The sequence below is a fragment of the Parabacteroides gordonii MS-1 = DSM 23371 genome (assembly GCF_000969825.1).
Taxonomy (GTDB): domain Bacteria; phylum Bacteroidota; class Bacteroidia; order Bacteroidales; family Tannerellaceae; genus Parabacteroides; species Parabacteroides gordonii.
Genome location: NZ_KQ033920.1, coordinates 857672 through 881351, shown reverse-complemented (window position 1 = coordinate 881351; position 23680 = coordinate 857672). Strand labels below are relative to the sequence as shown.

General features: G+C 41.8%; 19 protein-coding genes and 2 pseudogenes. 17 read left to right on the top strand and 4 right to left on the bottom strand.

Features of this window, described 5'->3' with window-relative positions; all coding sequences use genetic code 11:
• Positions 1–72: 72 nt before the first annotated feature.
• From HMPREF1536_RS20650 to HMPREF1536_RS20600, 11 genes are all read left to right on the top strand, one after another.
• On the top strand, positions 73–363 hold the full coding sequence (locus tag HMPREF1536_RS20650; protein ID WP_028729256.1) for an HU family DNA-binding protein: 291 nt from the start codon (positions 73–75) through the stop codon (positions 361–363).
• Positions 356–1576, top strand: coding sequence for an HU family DNA-binding protein (locus tag HMPREF1536_RS20645; protein ID WP_028729257.1), 1221 nt, complete (start codon positions 356–358; stop codon positions 1574–1576). The genes HMPREF1536_RS20650 and HMPREF1536_RS20645 overlap by 8 nt, the downstream gene beginning before the upstream one ends.
• A 155-nt stretch (positions 1577–1731) precedes the next feature.
• On the top strand, positions 1732–2727 hold the full coding sequence (locus HMPREF1536_RS20640; protein WP_028729258.1) for an AAA family ATPase: 996 nt from the start codon (positions 1732–1734) through the stop codon (positions 2725–2727).
• Positions 2728–2852: 125 nt separating this feature from the next.
• The gene (locus HMPREF1536_RS20635) at positions 2853–3722 is read left to right on the top strand and encodes a DUF58 domain-containing protein (protein WP_028729259.1); all 870 of its coding nucleotides are present in this window, start codon (positions 2853–2855) and stop codon (positions 3720–3722) included.
• A gap of 2 nt (positions 3723–3724) precedes the next feature.
• The gene (locus tag HMPREF1536_RS20630; RefSeq protein WP_028729260.1) at positions 3725–4732 is read left to right on the top strand and encodes a hypothetical protein; all 1008 of its coding nucleotides are present in this window, start codon (positions 3725–3727) and stop codon (positions 4730–4732) included.
• Between the two features lies 1 nt (position 4733).
• On the top strand, positions 4734–5720 hold the full coding sequence (locus HMPREF1536_RS20625; RefSeq protein ID WP_028729261.1) for a vWA domain-containing protein: 987 nt from the start codon (positions 4734–4736) through the stop codon (positions 5718–5720).
• 12 nt (positions 5721–5732) lie between these two features.
• Positions 5733–6752, top strand: a complete 1020-nt coding sequence (locus HMPREF1536_RS20620; RefSeq protein ID WP_028729262.1) for a vWA domain-containing protein — start codon at positions 5733–5735, stop codon at positions 6750–6752.
• A gap of 13 nt (positions 6753–6765) precedes the next feature.
• Entirely contained in the window at positions 6766–7512 is a 747-nt protein-coding gene (locus HMPREF1536_RS20615) for a tetratricopeptide repeat protein (RefSeq protein WP_028729263.1), read from the top strand.
• Positions 7513–7546: 34 nt separating this feature from the next.
• Positions 7547–9352 (top strand): BatD family protein, encoded by a 1806-nt coding sequence (locus HMPREF1536_RS20610; RefSeq protein WP_028729264.1) that lies wholly within the window; start codon positions 7547–7549, stop codon positions 9350–9352.
• Between the two features lies 1 nt (position 9353).
• Positions 9354–10121 (top strand): tetratricopeptide repeat protein, encoded by a 768-nt coding sequence (locus HMPREF1536_RS20605; RefSeq protein ID WP_028729265.1) that lies wholly within the window; start codon positions 9354–9356, stop codon positions 10119–10121.
• Positions 10121–10807, top strand: coding sequence for a phosphatase PAP2 family protein (locus HMPREF1536_RS20600; protein ID WP_028729266.1), 687 nt, complete (start codon positions 10121–10123; stop codon positions 10805–10807). Before HMPREF1536_RS20605 ends, HMPREF1536_RS20600 begins: the two co-directional genes overlap by 1 nt.
• A gap of 88 nt (positions 10808–10895) precedes the next feature.
• Here HMPREF1536_RS20600 and HMPREF1536_RS20595 read toward each other — a convergent pair whose 3' ends face one another.
• The 3 genes from HMPREF1536_RS20595 to HMPREF1536_RS20585 all read right to left on the bottom strand — a co-directional run bounded on the left by HMPREF1536_RS20595 (position 10896) and on the right by HMPREF1536_RS20585 (position 13859).
• Positions 10896–12161 (bottom strand): hypothetical protein, encoded by a 1266-nt coding sequence (locus HMPREF1536_RS20595; protein ID WP_150115639.1) that lies wholly within the window; start codon positions 12159–12161, stop codon positions 10896–10898.
• 195 nt (positions 12162–12356) lie between these two features.
• Positions 12357–13469, bottom strand: coding sequence for a universal stress protein (locus HMPREF1536_RS20590; protein WP_028729267.1), 1113 nt, complete (start codon positions 13467–13469; stop codon positions 12357–12359).
• Positions 13470–13583: 114 nt separating this feature from the next.
• The gene (locus HMPREF1536_RS20585) at positions 13584–13859 is read right to left on the bottom strand and encodes a hypothetical protein (protein WP_028729268.1); all 276 of its coding nucleotides are present in this window, start codon (positions 13857–13859) and stop codon (positions 13584–13586) included.
• Positions 13860–14131: 272 nt separating this feature from the next.
• Between HMPREF1536_RS20585 and HMPREF1536_RS20580 the strand changes: the two genes are divergently transcribed.
• A complete protein-coding gene (locus HMPREF1536_RS20580; protein ID WP_028729269.1) occupies positions 14132–14308 on the top strand; it encodes a histone H1 in 177 nt (58 codons plus the stop codon).
• Between the two features lie 44 nt (positions 14309–14352).
• Here the strand turns inward: HMPREF1536_RS20580 and HMPREF1536_RS20575 are convergent, their stop codons facing one another.
• Positions 14353–14742: a DUF302 domain-containing protein gene (locus tag HMPREF1536_RS20575; RefSeq protein WP_225608034.1), complete on the bottom strand. Its 390-nt coding sequence runs from the start codon at positions 14740–14742 to the stop codon at positions 14353–14355.
• Positions 14743–15471: 729 nt separating this feature from the next.
• Here HMPREF1536_RS20575 and HMPREF1536_RS28465 point away from each other — a divergent pair.
• From HMPREF1536_RS28465 to HMPREF1536_RS28260, 5 genes and pseudogenes are all read left to right on the top strand, one after another.
• Positions 15472–17148 (top strand): AAA family ATPase, encoded by a 1677-nt coding sequence (locus HMPREF1536_RS28465; protein WP_028729271.1) that lies wholly within the window; start codon positions 15472–15474, stop codon positions 17146–17148.
• Positions 17139–17813, top strand: a pseudogene (locus tag HMPREF1536_RS28460) (KilA-N domain-containing protein); the annotation flags it as partial. The gene HMPREF1536_RS28465 and the pseudogene HMPREF1536_RS28460, both read left to right, overlap by 10 nt.
• Before the next feature lie 565 nt (positions 17814–18378).
• Positions 18379–20730, top strand: coding sequence for a DUF4906 domain-containing protein (locus HMPREF1536_RS20560; RefSeq protein ID WP_052349899.1), 2352 nt, complete (start codon positions 18379–18381; stop codon positions 20728–20730).
• Between the two features lie 221 nt (positions 20731–20951).
• Positions 20952–22631 (top strand): AAA family ATPase, encoded by a 1680-nt coding sequence (locus HMPREF1536_RS20555; protein ID WP_028729274.1) that lies wholly within the window; start codon positions 20952–20954, stop codon positions 22629–22631.
• 565 nt (positions 22632–23196) lie between these two features.
• Positions 23197–23680, top strand: a pseudogene (locus HMPREF1536_RS28260) (DUF4906 domain-containing protein); the annotation flags it as partial.

Below are 23680 nucleotides of genomic sequence, written 5' to 3'. Positions count from 1 at the left end.
AAACCATTAATAAGTTTGTCTGTTTACAAAAAAATAACTAATATCGCTGCTGAATCTATTGATGAAGTAAGTATGAAAAACAAGGAACTGATTACAGAATTGTCCGCAAAATTAGGCTGGACTGTACAGGAAGTAACGGAAATGCTGTCTGCTTTTGGCTCTGTTGTCGGTTCGAAACTGATAGATAATGATGCCATTTACTTGCAGGGATTAGGTCTGTTTGAAATAAAGAAGAAAGCGGAACGCATCTCTGTAAATCCGGCAAATGGAAAACGTTATTTGGTTCCCCCTAAATTGGTTCCGGTGTTTAAGCCGGGGGCAACTATCAAATCTAAACTAAAAGAATTAAGCGACAATGAATAGTCGGCTGACGATACAAGATCTGGCTGCTTTATTAGCGGAACGTACAGGAAAGGACAGAAACAGTGCTGAACAGTTTCTGAGAGAGTTTATTGCGATCGTATCACAAGGTGTTTTTACGGATAAAATAGCTAAAGTAAAAGGGCTTGGTACCTTTAAAGTTATTTTGGTGGAAAAACGGGAGAGCATCCATGTGAATACAGGTGAACGCTTTCTGATACCGGCACATTATAAGTTCTCATTTCTTCCTGATAAAGAGTTGCGCGAACTGGTTAATAAACCGTTTTCATTCTTTGAAACGACAGAATTGAATGAAAATGTCGATTTTACAGATCTGGATGTTTCTGCTGACGTGGAAGAAAAGGAAACAGAAGATGAATCTGTAGAAGAGGTTATCCCCGAAAATGAAGAAGAGCAGGTTGTGGAATCTCTGCAATCTACAGAGGAAGTGCCTGAAGACACAGAAAAAGAAGAGTTGCCGGAAGATGTCGAACAGGAGGAAACCGTATCCGAAGAGGTCGTGCCTGAAGAAGTTCCGAATGCTCCTGATATAGAAGATCCTGCTCCGGAAGAAACTGTTGATGAGCAGGATATATCCGAAGAAGAACCGAAAGAGGAACCCGGACAAATCTCTTCTGCAAATGATTTTTCTGATACAGATTATCAGTTTGAAGACGAAGAACCTTCTTCTTCTCATTGGGTAAGAGGATTGGTCATTGCCGGTATTGTGGCTATTGTTGTTGCAGGTAGTACATTTTTGTATCTCAACCGTAGTTTCTTTTTAGGCCCCGAAATACCTACTCCTGTCTTAACCGGAAGATCTTTACCCGATCAAGCGACAGCTGCTGTCGATACGCTTCATGAAGTAGAAACTGAAACCGATGTTGAAATTGAAGAAATAAAAGACACTGTTATAACTGAACCATCTGTAGCGACTCCGGAAGTTCCTGCCAAAGCACCTGAAGTGTTGGCCAAGGTGAAAATAGAAACGGGTAGCCGTTTGACCCTGATCTCTCTGGAATATTATGGCAGTAAGATATTCTGGGTTTATCTCTATGACTATAATAAAGCTGCGATAAAAGACCCGAATAACATTCCGGTAGGTACTGAAATACTGGTTCCGGATCCGTCTCTGTATGGCATCGATAAATATAGTCGTGCTTCGATAGATAAAGCAGCTGCGCGTCAAACGGAAATACTGTCCGGGAATTTGTAACAAAACTCCACTCTTTTAAGTAAAATAAAACAAAATAGTTGCTGTTGGGTTAGTATTATTTAACTGCAAAAGTGAAGAATACGAATTTAACATTTCTAATTTTGTGCAGCTATAAAAACAAGCAAGAAACAATAACAATATAAATAAGAAAATCTATGAGTCAGACAGTAGACATTCGTGAGTTGAACGAGCGAATTGAAAGTAAAAGTTCGTTTGTAAACATGATTACGATGGGCATGGACCAGGTAATTGTTGGACAGAAGCATTTGGTGGAATCATTAATGATTGGTCTGCTTTCCGACGGGCATATCCTGCTAGAAGGGGTTCCCGGGTTAGCAAAGACGCTTGCCATTAAAACCCTGGCCTCGCTGATCGATGCAAAATACAGTCGAATACAGTTTACCCCGGACTTGCTGCCGGCCGACGTGATCGGTACAATGATCTATAGTCAGAAAAGCGAAGAATTTCAGGTAAAACAAGGCCCGGTCTTCGCTAATTTTGTGTTAGCGGATGAAATAAACCGTGCCCCGGCTAAGGTGCAGAGTGCACTTCTGGAAGCCATGCAGGAACGTCAGGTGACAATCAGCGAGAACACTTATAAGTTGCCGGAGCCTTTCCTGGTAATGGCAACACAGAACCCGATCGAGCAGGAAGGTACTTATCCGCTGCCTGAAGCACAGGTAGACCGTTTCATGCTGAAGGTTATTATCAACTATCCGAAGAAAGAAGAAGAAAAACTGATCATTCGTCAGAACATCTCAGGAGTGAAGCCGGATATTAAACCGATCCTGACTAAGAACGAGATACTGGAAGCACGTAAAGTAGTACGTGAAGTTTATCTGGACGAAAAGATCGAACGTTATATTGTCGACATCGTGTTTGCAACCCGTTTCCCGCAGGAACATGGTTTGGCTAACCTGTCGAACATGATCTCTTTCGGAGCGTCACCCCGTGCATCTATCAACCTGGCATTGGCTGCCCGCGCTTATGCATTCATCAAACGCAGAGGGTATGTGATCCCAGAAGATATCCGTGCCGTATGCCACGACGTGATGCGCCACCGTATCGGTTTGAGCTATGAAGCGGAAGCAAACAACCTGACATCCGAAGAGGTAATCAGCGAAATCCTTAACAAGGTAGAAGTACCTTAATTTTAATCCCATCCGGGAGGAAAAGAAATTCCTTCCGAATGCAATTGAATTTTCTTCCGGGAGGAATGTTTTTTTCATCCGGAAGAATAGTTAGGAATAGTGATTAAAAAATTAAAAGGATTACGATGGAAACAAGTGAACTATTAAAAAAGGTTCGGCGAATTGAAATAAAGACCCGCGGCTTGTCCCGTAATATATTTGCAGGACAATACCACTCTGCCTTTAAAGGCCGTGGTATGGCTTTCAGCGAAGTACGCGAGTATCAATACGGCGACGATATCCGCGATATCGACTGGAATGTGACCGCCCGCTACGTGCGCCCTTATATAAAGGTGTTCGAAGAAGAGCGCGAACTGACCGTGATGTTGCTGATTGACGTATCGGGGAGTCGTGACTTTGGTTCCGTGAACGTAATGAAGAAAGAGGTCATTACGGAGATTGCAGCTACACTAGCGTTTTCTGCCATACAGAATAACGATAAGATCGGCGTGGTGTTCTTCTCCGACAAGATCGAGAAATTTATTCCGCCCCAGAAGGGAAAGAAACATATTCTTTATATCATTCGCGAACTGATCGACTTTAAGCCGCAGGATACGAAGACTGATATCAGTCAGGTATTGAAATTTCTGACTAACGCCATAAAGAAACGTTGTACGACCTTCCTGATATCCGACTTTATCGATAAGGGTGGTTTCAAAGACGCTCTGACCATTGCCAACCGTAAACATGACGTGGTGGCTATCCAGGTGTATGATCGCCGTGAAACCGAACTTCCGTCGGTCGGACTTATGAAAGTGAAGGATGCGGAAACAGGAGCGGAACGCTGGATCGACAGTTCTTCGGCCCGTGTTCGCGAAGCCTATAAAGAATGGTGGAACCGCCGGCAAGCTGAAATGAGCGACTCATTCAAGAAATGCCGTGTCGACTCCGTTTCTATCCGTACGGAAGATGACTATGTGAAAGCATTGATTGCTCTTTTTGATAAACGTAATTAAGCATGCAAAAGAAATTTATAAATAAAAGCTTTCTGTTCCTTCTTCTGATCTTGCTGACAGGAGGAAAGATGTTTGCACAGCGGACTTTGATCGATGTAAAGGTCGACTCTGCTGCCATTCTGATCGGTGAACAGACTGTTTTACATTTGACGGTTACAACAGACAAGGATAAGCCAGTTCAGATCGTGATACCCAGCGATACGTTGATGCGTGGAGTAGAGGTACTGGAACTGTCGAAGGCCGATTCATCCGTGATCGAAAACGACCGCCTGCTGATCAAGCAGGATATCCTGGTTACTTCTTTCGATTCATCCTTGTATCTTTTGCCACCGTTCAAAGTGATAGACGGAGTAGATACTATTTATTCAAACCAGATTGCGCTGAAGGTTTCGACCATTCCCGTGAATGTGGATAAGCCCGAAGAGTTTTACGATATCAAAGAGATCTGGAAGCCGCCTTTTGTACTGGCCGACTATTATCCGATCATCTATGGCGTATTGCTGGCTCTTTTCCTGATCTGTGTGATTGCATACATTATCAAACGTCTGCGTAACAAACAGTCTCTTATCCCGTTCAAGAAACCGGAGCCAAAGCTTCCGCCTCACGAACAGGCTATCAAGGAACTTGACGAGATCAAACAGCAGAAGCTGTGGCAGCAGGGTCGCAATAAGGAGTATTATACATTGGTTACTGAAACGTTGCGTCGTTACATCGTAGAACGTTTCAATATTAATGCGATGGAAATGACTTCTGGCGAGATCCTGGATATTCTGCGTAAAGATCACGAAGCAGATTCAGTGTACGAAAATCTGAAACAGATATTGAATTTGTCTGATTACGTGAAATTTGCGAAGATGAATCCGCTACCCAGCGAGAATGAACAAAGTCTGTCGAATGCATATCTGTTCATTAATCAGACGAAGAAAGAAGAAGTTGTAACTCCTGAAACAGCAGAAACAGAAGAGAAACAGGCAACTGATACGAACGATTCAACTATAACAAAAGAATAAAATGGTATTTGCAAATCCTACATATCTGTATTTGTTATTGCTGCTTATCCCGATGATAGGATGGTATATCTGGAAGCTCTGTAAAAGTCAGGCTAGTTTGCAGGTATCATCTTCGGAAGCATTTGATGCACCGGGAGCGACTTCCTGGAAGGTGTATCTGAGGCATGTCCCTTTTGTTTTGAGGATGGCGGCAGTAGCTGTACTTATCATTATACTGGCACGTCCGCAGTCTACGAATAGCTGGCAAAACACCTCTACCGAAGGTATCGACATTGTAATGGCGATGGATATCTCGAGTAGTATGTTGGCACAGGACTTGAAGCCGAACCGTCTGGAAGCATCCAAAGATGTGGCTGCTTCTTTTATCAATGGCCGTCCGAACGATAATATCGGACTGGTCGTGTTTGCGGCGGAAAGTTTTACACAATGCCCGCTTACTACCGACCATACCGTGTTGCTGAACCTGTTCAAGGATATTCAGCCGGGTATCATCCAGGACGGAACAGCGATCGGACTGGGATTGGCTAATGCGGTGAGCCGTATTAAAGACAGCCAGGCCCGGTCGAAAGTGATTATCCTGCTTACCGACGGTGTGAACAATGCCGGAGAGATCGCACCTGTTACGGCAGCCGAAATCGCTAAGACATTCGGTATCCGTGTATATGCAATCGGAGTCGGAACACGTGGTAAGGCACCATTCCCGTTCCAGACTGCATTCGGTATACAATATCAGGACGTGGATGTCGATATCGACGAACCGACCTTGAAGCAGATCGCAGCAACGACCGGCGGACAGTATTTCCGTGCTACGGATAATGCCAGTCTGAAAGAGATCTATTCAGAGATCGACAAGATGGAAAAGACGAAGATCAGCGTTCAGCAATACAGCAAGAAACAGGAAGAATATAAGAACTGGGCTTTGTTGTTATTTGCGTTGCTGCTGGTTGAGATTTTATTGAGAAATACATTGTTAAGAAATATACCGTAAATATAAAGGCTTATGTTTCGTTTTGCACATCCGGACTTTTTGTACTTGCTTTTTATTCTTCCGGTACTCATTGCATTTTATGTATATGCGATGATCCTGAAGAAAAAGGCAATAAAGAAATATGGTAATCCCGAATTGCTGGCAGAGTTGATGCCGGAGGTATCTCCGAAACGCCAGCATCTGAAGTTTTGGCTATTGTTCGGAGCCATTACAATGGTTATCTTTGTTATTGCGGGGCCGCAGTTTGGTTCTAAACTGGAAACCGTAAAACGTCAGGGAGTGGAGATCATGGTCTGTCTGGACGTTTCAAACTCAATGTTGGCTGAAGATGTCTCGCCTAACCGCTTAGACAAGGCTAAACAGATGTTATCGAAATTGACAGATGGCTTTAAAGATGATAAGATGGGACTGATCGTTTTTGCGGGTGATGCTTTCACCCAATTGCCGATCACTTCCGATTATATTTCGGCAAAGATGTTCCTTTCTTCCATTAACCCGTCGATGGTTTCGACACAAGGTACGGCTATCGGTTCGGCAATCAACCTGGCTATGCGTTCATTCACTCCCAGCGAGACATCGGATAAAACGATTATCCTGATAACAGACGGGGAGAACCATGAAGACGATGCCGTGAAAGCAGCCGCTGCCGCAGCAGAGAAAAATATTCATGTAAATATTGTCGGTATGGGAGATCCTAAAGGTTCGCCTATTCCTGTGGCAGGAGCCAATAACTACATGAAAGATAAAGATGGTAACGTCGTTATCACCAAGTTGAACGAACAGATGTGCCAGGAGATTGCAGCAGCAGGAAATGGTATGTATGTCCGTGCCGACAACACGAATTCTGCATTGAAAGCATTGCAGACGGAAATAGAAAAGATGAATAAATCGGAGTTAGACAGTAAAGTGTATTCCGAATATAACGAGCAATTTCAAACTTTGGCATGGATCGCATTGATCCTGTTGATAGCCGACTTCCTAACATTAGACAGGAAGAACCGTATTTTCAGAAAAGTAAAATTGTTCTCTTAATTCAATGGATAAGATGAGACGTATACGAAAATCAATGATATGGATGGGAGCGCTCCTGTTTTGCTCGGGAGCCGTATTCGCCCAAAAAGCAGAGCGTAAGAACGTACGTGAAGGTAATAAGTTGTACACCGACGAAAAATATACCGAATCGGAAATATCTTACCGCAAAAGCCTGGAGGTAAATCCCCGTTCTGTTGAAGGTACTTACAACTTAGGTAACGCCTTATATAAACAAAAGAAATTCCCTGAAGCTGCCGAGCAATACCAGTTGTTGACCGGGCAGGCTGAAAAGATGGTGGAAACCGAAGAGGGAAAAGCCCGTCTGGCCAGTGTGTTCCATAACCTGGGAGATATCAGTATGCAGGGAAAGGAATATCAGAAGAGTGTGGAAGCATTCAAGCAGTCTTTACGCCTGAATCCGAAAGATGATGAAACGCGCTATAATCTGGCTTTAGCCCAGAAGTTGCTGGAAAACCAACAAAACGAGAATCAGGATCAAAACCAGGATCAACAGAACCAGGATAAAAAAGAAGATCAGGAAAACAAAGATGATCAGCAGCAACAGCAACAACAGCAGCAGCAAGATGACAAGAAGGAAGATAAGACTCAGCAGGAACAACAGCAAAATGAACAGATGAGTCAGGATAATGCGCAGCAAATGTTGGATGCCTTCCTGCAGGATGAAAAGAATACCCAGGAAAAGGTGAAGAAGGCACAGGCTGAACAACATCAACGTCGTAAGACAGATAAAGAATGGTAATTTGGATACAGAAAACAGAAAAAACAACAATATAATGAGAAGATTAGCTTTCTTATTCGTTCTCTTTCTAACAGTGGGAGTGATGTCAAAGGCCGCCGATGTGACCTTTAAGGCAGTCGCTCCGAATGCTGTTGTGATGGGGCAACAATTCAGATTAGCGTATACTGTAAACGCAGAGGCGAAAGCCAGCGATTTGCGTGTTCCGGAACTTCCGGATTTTGATGTATTGATGGGGCCGTCTTTGGCTACCAGTTCAAGTACTCAGATTATTAATGGTAATGTCTCTTCGGAAGTCGCCTATACATTTACTTATATATTGATGCCGAAGAAAGAGGGTACATACAATATCGGGCCGGCATCGATCAAAGTGAAAGGTGCGAATTATACCTCGAACGCACTGGCCATAAAAGTGCTTCCACCGGATAAAGCTGCCGAAGCTAACGGAGGAGGTCAGTCTGCTTCTATCGGTAAGGATGATTATTTTGTAAGAATGGAAGTCTCCAACCGGAATGTATATGAGCAGGAGGGCTTTCTGGTGACATTCAAGTTGTATGCAGCCCGGATGTGTAATATAACGGGTGCCAAATTTCCAGAGTTCGAAGGTTTTCTTGCACAAGAAATAGAACAGCCCGATCCGCAATGGTCGCAGGATCATTACAATGGCCGTAATTATTACACGGTTGTAATGAAGCAGACAGTTCTTTATCCGCAGCGTTCGGGTAAGATTACCATTGAGAGCGGTAAATTCGACGCATTGATCCGCATCCCGACACAACGGCAGATTCGTAGTATCTTTGATGAATTCAGGGATATGCATGATGATGTACAAAAAACTCTGGTATCGAGTCCAGCTACGATCGATGTGAAACCGTTACCGTCAGGTAAACCTGCTTCATTCTCTGGTGGTGTCGGTAATTTCACCATGACATCGGATATCAATTCAACAAATGTAAAGACAAATGATGCTGTAACCATCAAACTGAAGATATCCGGTAACGGAAATATCAAACTGATCAAGAATCCGGAAGTTGTTTTCCCGAACGATTTCGATATTTTCGATCCGAAGGTGGAAACAGATACCAAGACTACAACAGCCGGAGTAAGCGGAAGCAAAACGATCGAATACATGGCTATTCCCCGTTATGCGGGAGATTTTGAAATACCAGCTATTTCATTCTCTTATTTCGACCCGAAGTCAGGAACTTATAAAACATTAAAGTCTGAACCTTATAAATTGCATGTAGAGCAAGGCAAGGAAGGAAGTGGTTCTTCTCCGGCAGTATCTAATTTCAGCAACAGGGAAAGTGTGAAGTATCTGGGTAAGGATATCCGTTACCTGAAAGTGAAAGACTTTAACTTCGTTACTAATAACGATATCTTCTTCGGTTCGTTCATGTATTATATGTGCTATATCGTACCAGCCATACTGTTTATTGTTTTCTTCTTTATCTATCGTAAACAGGTAAAAGAAAATTCTAACATAGCTTTGGTTAGAACGAAGAAAGCCAATAAGATTGCTGTCAGAAGATTGAAGAATGCTGGCAAGCTGATGAAGGAAAACAAGAAAGAAGAGTTCTACGATGAAGTTCTTCGCGCTCTGTGGGGCTATCTGAGTGACAAGCTGAATATCCCGCAAGCAAATCTTACGAAGGATAATGTGGAAACCGAGTTGGCTAAATACGGTGTGGACGATACGCTGACAAACGAATTTATGGATATCCTGAATACTTGCGAGTTTGCCCGTTACGCTCCGGCACAAGCTTCGGATGCTATGGATAAATTATATGAGTTAACCGTAGATGCCATTGGTAAGATGGAGAATACAATTAAAAAGCAATAAAATGAAGACGAATATAAATATGAAAAAGATATTGTTTTTCCTATTGATTCAGTGTCTGGCATGGACTGCTTACGCACAGGATGCAGCGATCAAAGAAGCTGAAACTGCTTACACCAAGGAAGACTACGGAAAAGCGATTGAACTGTATGAAGGCATATTAAAAAGTAGCGGAGATTCTCCGGAGATATATTACAATCTGGGGAATGCCTATTATAAAGCCGGTAAAACAGCTTCTGCCATTTTGAATTATGAGCGTGCCCTGGTTCTTGATCCGGGAGACAGCGATGCCCGATTCAACTTGCAGTTAGCCCGTCAAAAGACCGTTGACAAGATTGAACCGGTTGACAGCTTTTTCTTGGCAAGATGGTTTAATTCGGTTCAGAATATGGGAGCAGCCGACTCATGGGCGAAAATGGGAATTGTATGTTTCATCCTGTTCATCGGTTGCTTGATCCTGTTCTTCTTCTCAAGGCAGATCCGTCTGAAGAAAACAGGTTTCTATGTTGGCTTGCTTTTGCTGTTTTGTGTGATTATGGCAAATGTATTTGCCTCAAACCAGAAAGCAGAATTGGTTAACCGTTCTCATGCTATCGTATTTGCTCCTACAGTAACAGTGAAGAGTTCTCCTGATGCCAGCGGTACAGATTTGTTTATCCTGCATGAAGGGACTAAGGTTTCCGTTAAAAGTACGTTAGGTGATTGGAGTGAAATTGCGTTGGAAGACGGAAACGTTGGCTGGATGCCGACCAAAGACATTGAAATAATCTGATGGTAGAAAAAATATTAGTTTACGAACGCGACTTGTTCTTTATGCTTAACGGCAGCGATTCTCCTTTCCTCGACCGCTTTATGTGGTTATATTCTGGAAAGGCAGTATGGCTGCCGTTAGCCGCTTTTATATTGATCGTATTGCTGTATAAGAAAAAATGGCGGGAATCTATCCTGATCTTATTGGCAATCGTGCTTGTTGTAACCTTTTGTGACCAGTTTGCATCACATGTATGTAAACCTATTTTTACCCGTTTCCGGCCTACACATCATCCGGACTTCATGGATCAGGTAAAGACGGTGTTCGACTATCGGGGTGGTAAATATGGTTTTATTTCCAGTCATGCGGCCAATGCTTTTGGCTTTGCCACTTTTATGTCATTGCTCTTCCGTTACCGGTTATTTACATGGACAATCTTTCTGTGGGCTGCACTGACGGCTTATACAAGGGTTTATCTGGGTGTTCATTTTATATCTGATATTGTGCCGGGGGCTATTGCTGGCGTATTCTTTGGCTGGCTGGTTTACTGGTTATATGTAAAAGCCCGTTCATTGGTACCCGGTACAAGTGGTGAAGCAAGTGCTTTATATTCTGATAAACAGAAACGTATCATCGTTTATGCAATCTTTATAGCTGTTTTACTGATAGCCGTATTCAATGTACCTTTGGCTAGCTGTTTAAGATAGGAAACAAAAGTTTGATACCGGACAATAAAAAGCGGCCGATAAATATATTGAGGATATTTATCGGCCGTTTTTATGTGAGCATCTTAAGTTATATATTCTTCCATGTTTTCAGTATTTGTTTTCTTAGTTTCGTGTTTGAATTATAATGATAATAAGTAGGAGCTGTTGCCGGAAAATAATATAAATCTTTCTCTTTATTATCCATTTCTATTTTAAATGCCGGCAACGGTAAAGGGGCTGATTGGGATGAAGGGGTATAGTAATCGTCATATTCCCTTATTAGCGAGATACGCAAGAGCGGTATCTGTGAACCATAGAGCTTTTTTAGTGATTGTACGATGTCCGGTCGTGTCAATACAAAACGGTGGGGAATGCTGTCTTTGGCATAGACATATTCCGACAATGCTTCATCCTTACCAAACTGGCGGACAATTTCTATTAACGGACGATCCAGATAAGTTCGCAAGCGTAATTCGCATATTTTATTTCCTTCGCTTGCGGATAAGCCGAATGCTTCCGGTTTCAGAAGTGTTTTAGGCTCCATGCAGTAGTTTTCCAGATCCAAGGCAGGATGGAGTTTCTTGTGATCGGCATTTGGACGGGCATGTTCCAACCATTCAGGAACCGGAGACATGGATAGTAATCCTGTCGTACTGAACAGGCAGCCGACTACACGGATTGTTACAACGGTTATACGGCTCCATCTTTCTTTGCGATACAGGACAGGCAGGTAAGTGTCTTCTCCGATCATTTGTTTTCTTCGGATCGACCCGGTTAGATGACGTCCCCCTTCAAATGCCAGCAATCCCCCTAATAGAACCAGGCTGATCATGCAAGGGATCCATATCTCCGGATAATTTCCGCCCGGAATGATATTTTCGTTCTCAGGAATTGTTACCAGGTAAGTCTGATAAGTAGGTTGAAGGTTGCTATGTGAAGTTGGATGAGAGGTAGGGGTGAAAGCTCGTGTTATAACAGTATCCGGATAGCAGTAATCCAGTTTCAGGGAATCATTACGTGAATAAATGGAAACGGTGTAAAGGCCGGAAATGTTATCCGGTTGGAAGGATTTAATATCAGCAAGTGTCGGTAGCGAACGGGAGAGCAGGTCATCATTTTTATTGAGCTCATTAGCTGTTGGCGGAGAGGTGGAAGGAGAGATAAAAAGAGTATCTATAGTAACTCCAATTGCAACTACTGCCACTAATCCATAGAAAATACGTTTTCTATATCTCTTGTCCATAAATAAAGTCCTTCCTTTTACTAAGTCGTTTTTCTCGCCGTTGTTCTTTGGTTCCTGAACATTTTCTTCTTGTTGTTTGCCCGCTGGCATAACGATTCTTTTCTCTTTCATAAATAAATCTCGATCAAATATAATAATTAAAACTAGCCTAATTTTTTGCACTATATAAACAAGGAATAAAGAGATTTGGTTTTCTTTAATTTGTTAATGATTATTGATTTGTAGTTAAAAAAAAGAAAAGCGGGCTACCAATATACATTGATAGCCCGCTCCGATATGAATAATCACTTGCTTACATTAATCTTTTCAGGAATGCATTACCAGCAATGGAGTATCGGTGTGGAACAACATCTTACGGGCAATAGACGGATTAAACATTCTGGCCAGGATATTCCGACGATAAGTGCTTAATGCAATGACATCGATCTGTTTGTCGCGAACGAATTTCTCGATTGCCAGCAACAAGTCGCCATCGGCTAAAACAGTGTGACTGATATTTGCATCAGGATATTGTTTTTTGAAATACTCGTTGACACCGGTCAGGCGAATTTCATTCCATTCGTCTTTACTTGTCGAGATATTGAATAAATGGATATTAACGTCGTATCCTTTTATTATTTCCATAAATTCGTCGAATGCAACCAGGTCACGTTGATTGAATGAAGTGGCGAAAGCAATATTCTTAGCATCACTCAAATCATTAAAACGTATATTTTCAGGAATTGCCAGTACAGGCACTTTGTTGACCTCGATCACCTCTCCGGTCACACTACCGATCAGATCCATATCTTTCTGGCTCTTACCCCGGGTTCCCATGACGATCAGGGTAGGATGGTATTCTTTGCAGTAAGCGATGATCTCTTCTTCCGGTAATCCTTCACGAAGTACATAATTATATTTCACTTTGGGTAATTCTCCGGCTTGTATTTTGCGGTTGATCATCGTACAGATATTTTCCATATCGATCTGAACACGTTTCAATACATTCTGTACCGATTCCTCTTCATTCACCTGATACGCCAGCGTGTCGCCCATAGGGATAGCCGACGGGAAATACGGACTGAAATAAGCATGCATGATCATCACTTCGGCACCGGCCTGATAAGCATAATTAATACCCAGTTCACAAGCTTTGATCGAATAGTCGGAGAAGTCAACCGGGATCAGGATCTTTTTTACCTGTGGGGCAGTCGATTCTTCCTCTGTATCTTCACTCAGCCATTTACTATCCTCAATAATGCGTAAAGCATGAGGCAGGTCACTTTCTTTAATTCGCACACGTACGCCTGCCGATACAACCGGTTGGATCTGGTTTACATTGTGTATATAGACTTCGATCCCTTCCGTTTCCAGTATCGTCTTAAGAATTTGTGCTTTCTCGAACGTGTGAATAGCTAATGTTACTAGTTTATCTTCCATACTCGTGTGTTTTTATAAATTAAACAATCGGAAAATAGGAAATGTTGCTAAATAAAAAATCCCACAGCGTTTTTCTTTCGTTTGCTATGGGATTTTTATTTGCTTTGAATTTCTTTACGCTTCTTGTGCCTCAGATACATCCTGTACTTCTGCGAGTATCTGTAGAGCACGTTCAAATATTGTTGTGTCATCTAATACGACCAGACCGCCATCAGGCCCCGGTTCGATATGTATCCCACAGCTTTTACCGTCCTTATAATTATATCCACCAAAATAATTACGAACAGTTTCTACTGATATACCTAACTCATCTGCAATGCGATGAGTGCTTCCGTCAGGCAGACGGTCTTTCAGTCTGCGCAATTCATTAAAAGTGATTGTCTTTGTCATGGTTCCCTTATTTTGAAGGTTAATACTTCGGTTAATTATTTAATGGCACTAACTTAGGCAATATCTCTCAAGAGGGCAAATTATTTAGTTAAAATAAACTTGAAAATGAATATGCTTTACGACATGTATCCGTTTACGGCTGTTTATCCGGGGTGTCCGGCCATGCAAAAACGTGTACAGATAAAATAAAATATGACTTGACAGACACATTTCTCTTGCACATAATATAATTATTTATACTTTTGTGGCTCAAACAATATATACAAAGAAAAATGAAAGAATTAGTAGAAAAAATTAATGCATCAATTGCAGAATTCAGCACAGATGCTAATGCTCAGGTAGAAAATGGTAACAAGGCAGCTGGTACTCGTGCTCGTAAAGCTTCTCTTGAACTGGAAAAGTTACTGAAAGAATTCAGAAAAGCATCTATCGAAGCATCTAAGAAATAAGAAATTATTTAGTAAAGGGAAAGGTGATTGTCCATGCAGGGCAATCACCTTTTTTCGGTTGTAGCCTGTTCTACGATACTTGCCAGTAAATTCTGCATGTTCGTGACGATTGGACTATCGCCCAGATCATATCGGTCGGCTATCGACTTCATGCTGATAAATGCTGTCCAGACATGACCATCCTTATCCTGCCATACGGAAATCTTTAACGGTAGTTCAATGGATACTTCCGGATTTTGCTGCATCAACAGTGTTCCGACTTTGGGAGAACCAAATACAATTACTTGATTAGGTAACAACTCCATACCGCTGTCCTTGGCATTTTGACTATGATCGAACAGGGCAAACACCTGTATCTCTTTCTCTTTAAGATTGGCCTCTATTCGCTTGACAGTCTCATCTACGCTGAATTGGCTTTTGCTTTTTACTAACATATTTACCTCGTTTTTTTGAGCTAATATCGAAATCGATATCAGCAATCCTGATAGAATGAATATATAACGTTTCATAAGCATAATTTGTTCGTGCTGTTATTTATAAATAATCGACGCTGTAAAGTTCCGTATTTCATTTGGTATAGAAAATAGCAATATTACCGGATATGATATCAATTTTCCTAAAAAGTATAGGAAAGAGTGGGGGTTGATGAACAATGTGAAACTTATATTGTTAAGTGATAAGATAATACAATATTAATCAATCTAAAACAAGAAAGACTTATGATACCTAACACTGAATTGGAGAATGGTAAAGTTGAATTGATCCGTGAGATACTAGATATCAAAGATATCCATGATATTGACTTAGTCAACGAATATAGTCGGGAAATCAATAATTCTCTGAATATGCAAAATACTGTCAACCAAGATACAGAAGAAGTTCTGTAAAAGTAAATCCTACATCCTATTTACAGTCACAAAAAAAGACTGGTCTTTTGAAATGTTAAGACTAGACTTTTGAATTTAAAATACAGGACTTTTGTTTTCAAAAGACCAGTGTTTTGAAAAGGGCATTTATTTGTTTACATTTTTTAGCGAATACATGAGATTCTCCTAATAGTTACGCGGCATCTTGCCGGATGGGAGTTCTTGGGCATGATGAGATTGATAAGGAATGAAATAATTATTCCTATATTTGTATACACGTTAAAAAAACAGTGACATATGGACAGAAAGAAATTACCGATCGGTATCAGTGATTACAAGCTGTTGGTCAGCGAGGATTATTATTATGTGGATAAGACCGATTTTATCCGTCAGATAGTAGAAGAGGGCAGTTTGATCACCCTGCTTCCGCGCCCACGCCGTTTCGGTAAGACGTTGAATCTTTCTACACTCCGATACTTCTTCGAGAAGACGGAAGGGAATATTTACCGTCCGTTGTTCAAAGGAAAGAGCATTGAAAGTTGGAAAGACTTCGATAAATATCAGGGGAAATATCCGGTGATACTTATTACGTTGAAAGATTGCAAAGGAGACACATTTGAAGAAACCCTCATTCAAATAGGAATACAAATGCAACAAGAGTTTGCGCGTCACCGGTATTTGCTTGACGACCCCCTTTCGGAAATCAACCGGGAATGGTTTGATAAGATGCTTCGGTTGCAGGCAGACGACATTATCATACAGAATTCCTTGCGTTTATTATCCGATTTGCTAACCACTCATTGGGGAGTGCCCCCTCTGGTTTTACTTGACGAGTATGATACACCAATCCATGTGGCTTTCGACAAAGGATATTATGACAAGATGATTGGCTTTATGCGTACTTTTATGAGTCTGGTATTTAAAGACAATACGGATATTTTCCGTGGTATCATTACCGGTATTTTAAGAGTAAGTAAAGAATCGATTTTCAGTGGACTGAATAATATAGATGTTGATACCATCCTGGAGAAACCGATGTGCACTTCCTTTGGTTTTACCCAGAAGGAAACTGACCGGATGCTCGAAGATTATTCAATGAGTAATCTGAAGGACGAGGTTAAGCAATGGTATGACGGCTATTTATTTGGAGAGCAAACAATCTATAATCCTTGGTCTGTCTTGTCTTTCATAAGCAAAGGTGGAGTATTGGCTCCCTACTGGGTAAACACTGGTTCGGATGTCCTTTTGCGTCACCTGCTGGCCGATGGCCCTTCACAAATCCGCACAGGGGTTGAGTCGTTGATACAAGGAGAACCTATCCGTAGCGTAATAAACGATAAGTTGGCATTTCCCGATTTATTGGCTAATCCGGTTAATATCTGGTCATTTATGCTATTCAGTGGTTATCTGAAGGCTTCCGATCCGGTATTGACCTCGGAAGATTTGATCGAATACGAGTTGCAGGTACCTAACCGCGAAGTGAAAACCGTCTACCGTACCATCATCCAGAGCTGGATAGATGGAGGCCCGGTTAAGAACGATCGTCTGGAGCTGATGCTCCAAGCTTTACGTGCAGGAGATGTCGAGTATTTCGAAGAACTTTTGAACGACTTTATTATCAATACATTTTCATACTACGATACAAATGGGCGTGACCCGGAAAAGGTATACCAGGCATTTTTATTAGGACTGCTGGCTAGTATGGCTGATTATGAAGTCAGCAGTAACCGTGAATCCGGCTTTGGTCGTTATGACATCCTGCTCCGTCCCAAAGGTGGCAAGGGACAAGCCGTCATCATGGAGTTGAAACGCTTGCGTAAGAAGGAAACGGTCGAGAAAGCACTTGACTCTGCATTACAGCAAATAGACGATAAGCATTACGATGCCACTTTGCGTAAGGACGGTTTCACCGATATCCTGAAAATGGCTATCACCTTCGACGGAAAGCAGGTCTGGGTGAAGATAGCCGAATGACTATCGAGTATTTAGGTTTATGGGAAACATTGTATAATCCTCATTTTAAACCCCTCGAATTCGAGGGGTTTAGAAAAGAAGCCGGATTAAATGCTTTTACTATTTCTCCTTCAAAATGGATTGAATCAACAAATGCCATCGGACTTGTTTCTAAATCAGGTCGTTATGGTGGAACATTTGCACATAAAGACATTGCATTCAAGTTTGCAAGTTGGATTTCTGTGGAATTTGAGCTTTACTTTATCAAAGAATTCCAACGCCTCAAAGCCCAGGAACAAGCTCAACTCGGTTGGAGTGCCAAGCGGGAACTTTCAAAGATCAACTACCATATACATACCGATGCCGTTAAGCAGAATCTGGTTCCGCCTGAATTAACGATGGCGCAAGCATCCGTTATATATGCCAGTGAAGCCGATGTACTTAATGTTGCCATGTTTGGTCTGACAGCCAAAGAATGGCGCGAACAACATCCCGACCTGAAAGGAAATATCCGTGATTACGCATCCATCAACGAACTGATCTGTTTGTCGAATATGGAAAATCTGAATGCTGTATTCATTGACGAAGGCCTGACTCAAAAAGAGCGTCTTTTGAAGTTGAACCAAATAGCCATTTCGCAAATGAGAATCCTGGAGGATACCGGCAACCGACAACTCCTGAAATAAAAATCTTTTCCCTTATCAATCGCATCTGTAAAAAATAGCAGATGCACCTAATAGTTACGCAGCATCCTGCCGGGTGTTGCGCAGCTTTTTGTGTGTCTGAATGTAATTGTTAATGTGCGTAAAAAAGTAAAGAGACAAGCACGAAAATGCAATAAAAATGGATATGAAGAAAATAAACATAGTAAATGACAATCAAGAGTTGATAAAAAAAGAAAGTGTCTCTTTCTTATGTAGAAAGAGACACACTATCAAAATGATTGATTTTTATCCGTTATCGGGTGCTAAAGTAGCAACTTTTAACGAGTAGAGCAAGAAATGTGGCTTAATTTGGCTACAAATTAATAATATTAAAATTACGCCATCTTTTGAAGCGTAAGCGATCATTGAAATATTACTGCGTTAAATAACTGTTATACAGCGGTTAACAAGAAGCCGTCAGTCCCATGTCTCTTTCTACATAAGAAAGAGACACCCGAAAAGATTGGTTTTAACATAAATGTAGTAGTAAAAAAATGATAAAAGGATGGCGAGGATAGGACGAAACATAAAAACGAAAGGAGTCATTATGGCACTTCTAACACTGGTATTAATGAACATAGGTTGCGAGGACAAAATCGATAATCCGGCAGTGAATCCGTCGGAAGGAAAGAAGGTGGAAGTAGCGCTTAACATCGGCTTTGCAGACGAGGTAGACGGAGCCACGCTCTCTGCCGGCACCAAAACCACAAACAATGGCGCAGGCAACGAACAAGCCCCCTTCGATATGCAACTCGTTCCTGCATCACAAACACGGGCAGGGATTACGGCTGTCCATCCCGATAAATTCTATAATCTGGAAATTCATCAATACAACTCAGCAGGAGGGCATTTAGCCTCTTCTTCTAATATTGCAAGCCAAGCCCCCGGAACTACTATTGCCTCTTTAACCAACAGTAGTGATTGCCAACTCCTTATCATAGCCCGTAGCTCAGTTCCGGCAGTGGCTTCTTTGGCTAATAAATCCTTATCCGAAGTTCGGAAAATCATAGCTAATGCAACAACAATCAAAGCCATCAGCGCTACTGATGGAACCAATATCAATAATATGCCTTATCTGCTTTTTCTGCCCCATGTTAAAATAGAAAGTGGCAAACTGGTCAGTCCCGAAGGTACCGATGTCCGCCTGCTGCTCAAACGTCTGGCCGTGGGGGTAACGATTGACTGGACGTTTAGCGAAGAAATGAAAAAAGGCTATACCCTTTCTGAAGTCCGCCTGATGCAGGTACCGAAGGACTACCGTATCCTGCCTGAAACAGAGAATGATCCTACATTTGGCGAAATGTATCCAACCAGCATAAGCGAGTTTGTTGATGGTTTCCGCTTGACAGGAGACAAATTGACCAATGCAAATGGATCTCAAACCTTCTGGATGCCCGCCAACGTCCGTGGCACTCGCAACGACGTAACCTATCCTACCTATCGTAATAAGAATTACGCTCATTCGGCAGCTACTTATGTGGAATTTGTGGTAAATAGTACCACAAAAAATGAACGATTACTTTACCGTGCCTACCTGGGAGGTAATACGACAAACGATTTCAATCTGTTTGAAAACACTAATTATCATTGGACGATCAATCTCAACACAGATCATTACACCTCCGACCAGCGTATTCAACTACAAGATTTGTCTCCGGTGATAAGCACTAACGTCCAAACTACCTCCAATTGCTTCATGATGCAACCCGGTACGAATATCTGTTTCAACCCTTTTAAGCATGATGCTGTAAAAGATGGTTACAGAAACGACTTAAGCGGTTGGAATTCACATCTAACGGATGGAACAACTCTTAAGGACGATAAAAAAATCACCCAAGTTAAAATAGTTTGGCAAACGAAAGATAACGGAACTACGGGAGAACTCGTAATGGGTTACTCTATTGATGAAAATAATCATTCGAATCAGGTAAATCTCAGTGATGGAGGCGATTTGAAGAAAGCTCGTATTCACGTAAAAGTGCCTGTTACCAGTGGTGGCAACGCGGTAATAGCGGCTTATCATGAAGATATAATTGTCTGGAGTTGGCATCTTTGGATAACTAATTATGTGCCTCAAGGCATTTCTCCCTCTGTAACATATGAACAGGCACAAAAATCAACCCTTAAAGGGAGTGTACACCAATATAACAATGACGCTTTTAATAAAGGAGCTTATAGCAGTAAAGTAATTATGGATCGCAATCTGGGGGCTACTGCCGGAGATTATCCTGGTACGGAAGTCTCGTCGATAGATTTTTTTAAACGAGCCGGCTTCCAGTATTTCTGGGGGCGTAAAGATCCGTTTTTTGGTATAGTGGACGGAACAACAAATGAAATAGATATAATTTATAACGGAGAAGGGTATTCCCTGAGTTTACCCAGAACAACATGTAGCAATAATCTGATGGTAAACGGAAATATGATGCAATACACCATACAACACCCAAATGAGATTATTATAAGCACCGGATCATGGTATGATAACAATCCAAGTGGACAGAAACATGTAAACTTATACGATGAGTTGAAAACTCTTTATGACCCTTGTCCTGCAGGTTGGAAGATTGCACCAAAGGATGCTTTTACCGGATTGAATGCAGAGAATACCTTTTGGCATCAAAAAGAAGTAAATGTAGCTGGACGTTTGTATAATATATCAGGAGGAACAACTGAACCCAACCCTATTACTATTCACAATTCAGCTTGGTTCCCTGTAGCTGGAAACAGGGCTGGCAACACAGGTAATTTAAAGAGTAGCTCAACAGGATATATAGGAACCAGTACGACAGGCACCAACAATTATGCTTATTATTACCTCAGATTTTATTCGGGTAGTTTTGAATTAGTACCAGGTGCAACAATGAGCGATCCGGCACCGTTTCGCTGTATACAAAAATAGCACCTTTGAGGTGTGTCCGTTTTGAACACTATTTCTCCCCTTTGAGAGGGATGGTGGAGTAGTAATATGAAGGTTCTTTCCCGAACCTGCCAGCAATCGGGGAAAACGAGTTCTTTGACATGATGAGATTGATAGGAAATGAATAATAGGAAATGAATAATAGTTGAATGTGCCTGTCATAATAATTCCTATATTTGTATGCACGATAAAAACAGTGACATATGGACAGGAAAAAGTTACCGGTAGGCATCAGCGATTATAAAGAGTTGATAGACGAAGATTATTATTATGTGGATAAGACAGACTTTATCCGTCAGGTGATAGAGGAAGGAAGTAAAATAACGCTGCTTCCGCGTCCGCGCCGTTTCGGTAAGACGCTGAATCTGTCTGGCTTGCGGTATTTCTTTGAGAAGACGGAAGGGAATGTATACCGTCCGCTGTTTGCAGGTAAAAGTATCGAAAATTGGAAAGACTTTGATAAATATCAGGGAAAGTATCCGGTGATACTGATAACGTTGAAAGACTGCAAGGCGGATACGTTCGAAAGTGTCCAGACTAAAATCGGGGAAGAACTTCAAAGAGAATTTATCCGACATGACTACTTATTGTCTGATCCTCAATTGAAAGAAGTATATCGTCCGTGGTTTCATGCGATTTACGAAGGGCGTGCCACATCTGAACAGCTAGAGGGGGCGCTCCGTCTATTGTCTGATTTACTTACCTCTTACTGGGGCATGCCGCCATTGGTTTTGCTTGACGAGTACGATACCCCGATCCATGTAGCCTTTGATAATGGTTATTATGACAAGATGATCGGTTTCATGCGTAACTTTATGAGTCAGGTCTTCAAGGACAATACGGACATATTCCGTGGCGTTATTACTGGCATTTTGCGGGTGAGCAAGGAGTCTATTTTCAGCGGATTAAATAATATAGCTGTATTTACGCTACTTGATCAGCCCATTTGTAGTGCTTTCGGTTTTACGCAAGAAGAAACAGACCGGCTTCTAGACGATTATTCCCAGGGAGAGCATAAGGAAGATGTAAAGACCTGGTATGATGGTTATCTGTTTGGCGGCGAAGTAATGTATAATCCTTGGTCTGTACTTAATTATATAATGTATAATGGCGTTTTTGCTCCTTACTGGGTGAACACAGGTTCCGATGTACTGCTACGCCATTTGCTAGCCGACGGTCCTTCGCAGATACGTACAGGAGTGGAAGCTCTGATACAAGGTGAGCCTGTTCGCAGTGTGATAAATGATAAACTGGCGTTTCCTGATTTACTGGCAAAGCCGACCAATATCTGGTCGTTTATGTTGTTTAGCGGATACCTGAAGGCTTCAAATCCGGTATTAACTCCGGAAGATTTGATTGAATATACGTTGCAGGTGCCTAACCGCGAAGTTAAGACTGTATTTCGCACGATTATTCAGAGTTGGATAGATGGAGGTCCTGTAAAGAACGACCGTTTGGAGATCATGTTGCAAGCCTTGCGTGCCGGAGATATAGATTATTTTGAAGAGATACTGAACGACTTTGTGATCCATACTTTATCCTATTACGACACCAACGGTCGTGACCCGGAAAAGGTTTATCAGGCATTCCTGTTGGGATTGCTGGCCAGCATGTCTGACTATGAGGTAAGCAGTAACCGCGAATCCGGCTTTGGCCGCTACGATATTCTTTTGCGTCCCAAAGGTGGAAAAGGCCAGGCAGTAATCATGGAACTGAAACGGCTTCGTAAAACAGAAACGGTGGAAAAGGCCTTAAATTCCGCCTTGCAACAAATAGAAGATAAGAAATACGATTCTATCCTCCGTAAAGATGGTTTCACTGATATCCTGAAAATGGCCATCACCTTCGACGGTAAACGTGTCTGGGTGAAGACAGCCGAATAAATCAACACATTTCCTTTCAATCGCATCTGTTAAACAAGCCAGATGCACTCAATAGTTACGCAGCATCCTGCCGGGTGTTGCGCAGCTTTTTGTGTGTCTGAATGTAATTGTTAATGTGCGTAAAAAAGTAAAGAGACAAGCACGAAAAAAGAATAAAAATGGAAATGAAGAAAATAAACATAGGAAATGACAATCAAGAGGTGATAAAAAAAGAAAGTGTCTCTTTCTTATGTAGAAAGAGACACACTATCAAAATGATTGATTATTATCCGTTATCGGGGGCTAAAGTAGCAACTTTTAACGAGTAGAGCAAGAAACGTGGCCTAATTTGGCTACAAATTAGTAATATTAAAATTACGCCATCTTTTGAAGCGTAAGCGATCATTGGAATATTACTGCATTAAGTCGTTGTAAAACAGCGATTAACAAAAACCGTCAGTCCCGTGTCTCTTTCTACATAAGAAAGAGACACAAGTCGAAGTTGGTTTTAACATAAATGTAGTAGTGAAAAAATGATAAAAGGATGGTGAGTATAGGACGAAACTTAGAAACGAAAGGAGTCATTATGGCACTTTTAACACTGGTATTAATGAACATAAGTTGCGAGGACAAAATCGATAATCCGGCGGTGAATCCATCGGAGGGAAAGACTGTCGAAGTATCTCTCCATATCGGATTTGCAGATGAAGCAGACGGCTATACCGTTGCCACTAAATCCGGCACATCAACCGGGAAAGGAGCATTCAGTTACGAGCTACAACCTAATGCTATGACTAAAGGCGATGTTTCGGTAAAACCGGATCTACTCTATAATCTGGAAATACAGCAATACGATCAATCCGGCAAACGCATTGGTGGAATGCCAAGCGCAGTTATGCAACAGGCTACAGGTTCCGCCATCACCCTTTCTTTGGTCGAAAATCCCGACTGCCAGCTGGTAATTGTAGCTTGGGGTGACGGTAATACAAGCCCACGTCTGGGAACAGGCAACACACTGGAAGCCGTCCAAAAATTATCCATAGATGCATCCATAATCAATAATATCCCTG

Bases quoted from the DNA above. Each gene is read 5' to 3' on its own strand.
- HMPREF1536_RS20650 (WP_028729256.1), top strand. From the start codon at position 73: ATGAAAAACAAGGAACTGATTACAGAATTGTCCGCAAAATTAGGCTGG.
- HMPREF1536_RS20595 (WP_150115639.1), bottom strand. From the start codon at position 12,161: ATGAAAGAGAAAAGAATCGTTATGCCAGCGGGCAAACAACAAGAAGAA.
- HMPREF1536_RS20620 (WP_028729262.1), top strand. From the start codon at position 5,733: ATGTTTCGTTTTGCACATCCGGACTTTTTGTACTTGCTTTTTATTCTT.
- HMPREF1536_RS20605 (WP_028729265.1), top strand. From the start codon at position 9,354: ATGAAGACGAATATAAATATGAAAAAGATATTGTTTTTCCTATTGATT.
- HMPREF1536_RS28465 (WP_028729271.1), top strand. From the start codon at position 15,472: ATGGACAGAAAGAAATTACCGATCGGTATCAGTGATTACAAGCTGTTG.
- HMPREF1536_RS20600 (WP_028729266.1), top strand. From the start codon at position 10,121: ATGGTAGAAAAAATATTAGTTTACGAACGCGACTTGTTCTTTATGCTT.
- HMPREF1536_RS20640 (WP_028729258.1), top strand. From the start codon at position 1,732: ATGAGTCAGACAGTAGACATTCGTGAGTTGAACGAGCGAATTGAAAGT.
- HMPREF1536_RS20575 (WP_225608034.1), bottom strand. From the start codon at position 14,742: ATGTTAGTAAAAAGCAAAAGCCAATTCAGCGTAGATGAGACTGTCAAG.
- HMPREF1536_RS20635 (WP_028729259.1), top strand. From the start codon at position 2,853: ATGGAAACAAGTGAACTATTAAAAAAGGTTCGGCGAATTGAAATAAAG.
- HMPREF1536_RS20560 (WP_052349899.1), top strand. From the start codon at position 18,379: ATGGCACTTCTAACACTGGTATTAATGAACATAGGTTGCGAGGACAAA.
- HMPREF1536_RS20585 (WP_028729268.1), bottom strand. From the start codon at position 13,859: ATGACAAAGACAATCACTTTTAATGAATTGCGCAGACTGAAAGACCGT.
- HMPREF1536_RS20625 (WP_028729261.1), top strand. From the start codon at position 4,734: ATGGTATTTGCAAATCCTACATATCTGTATTTGTTATTGCTGCTTATC.
- HMPREF1536_RS20555 (WP_028729274.1), top strand. From the start codon at position 20,952: ATGGACAGGAAAAAGTTACCGGTAGGCATCAGCGATTATAAAGAGTTG.
- HMPREF1536_RS20615 (WP_028729263.1), top strand. From the start codon at position 6,766: ATGAGACGTATACGAAAATCAATGATATGGATGGGAGCGCTCCTGTTT.
- HMPREF1536_RS20610 (WP_028729264.1), top strand. From the start codon at position 7,547: ATGAGAAGATTAGCTTTCTTATTCGTTCTCTTTCTAACAGTGGGAGTG.
- HMPREF1536_RS20590 (WP_028729267.1), bottom strand. From the start codon at position 13,469: ATGGAAGATAAACTAGTAACATTAGCTATTCACACGTTCGAGAAAGCA.
- HMPREF1536_RS20645 (WP_028729257.1), top strand. From the start codon at position 356: ATGAATAGTCGGCTGACGATACAAGATCTGGCTGCTTTATTAGCGGAA.
- HMPREF1536_RS20630 (WP_028729260.1), top strand. From the start codon at position 3,725: ATGCAAAAGAAATTTATAAATAAAAGCTTTCTGTTCCTTCTTCTGATC.
- HMPREF1536_RS20580 (WP_028729269.1), top strand. From the start codon at position 14,132: ATGAAAGAATTAGTAGAAAAAATTAATGCATCAATTGCAGAATTCAGC.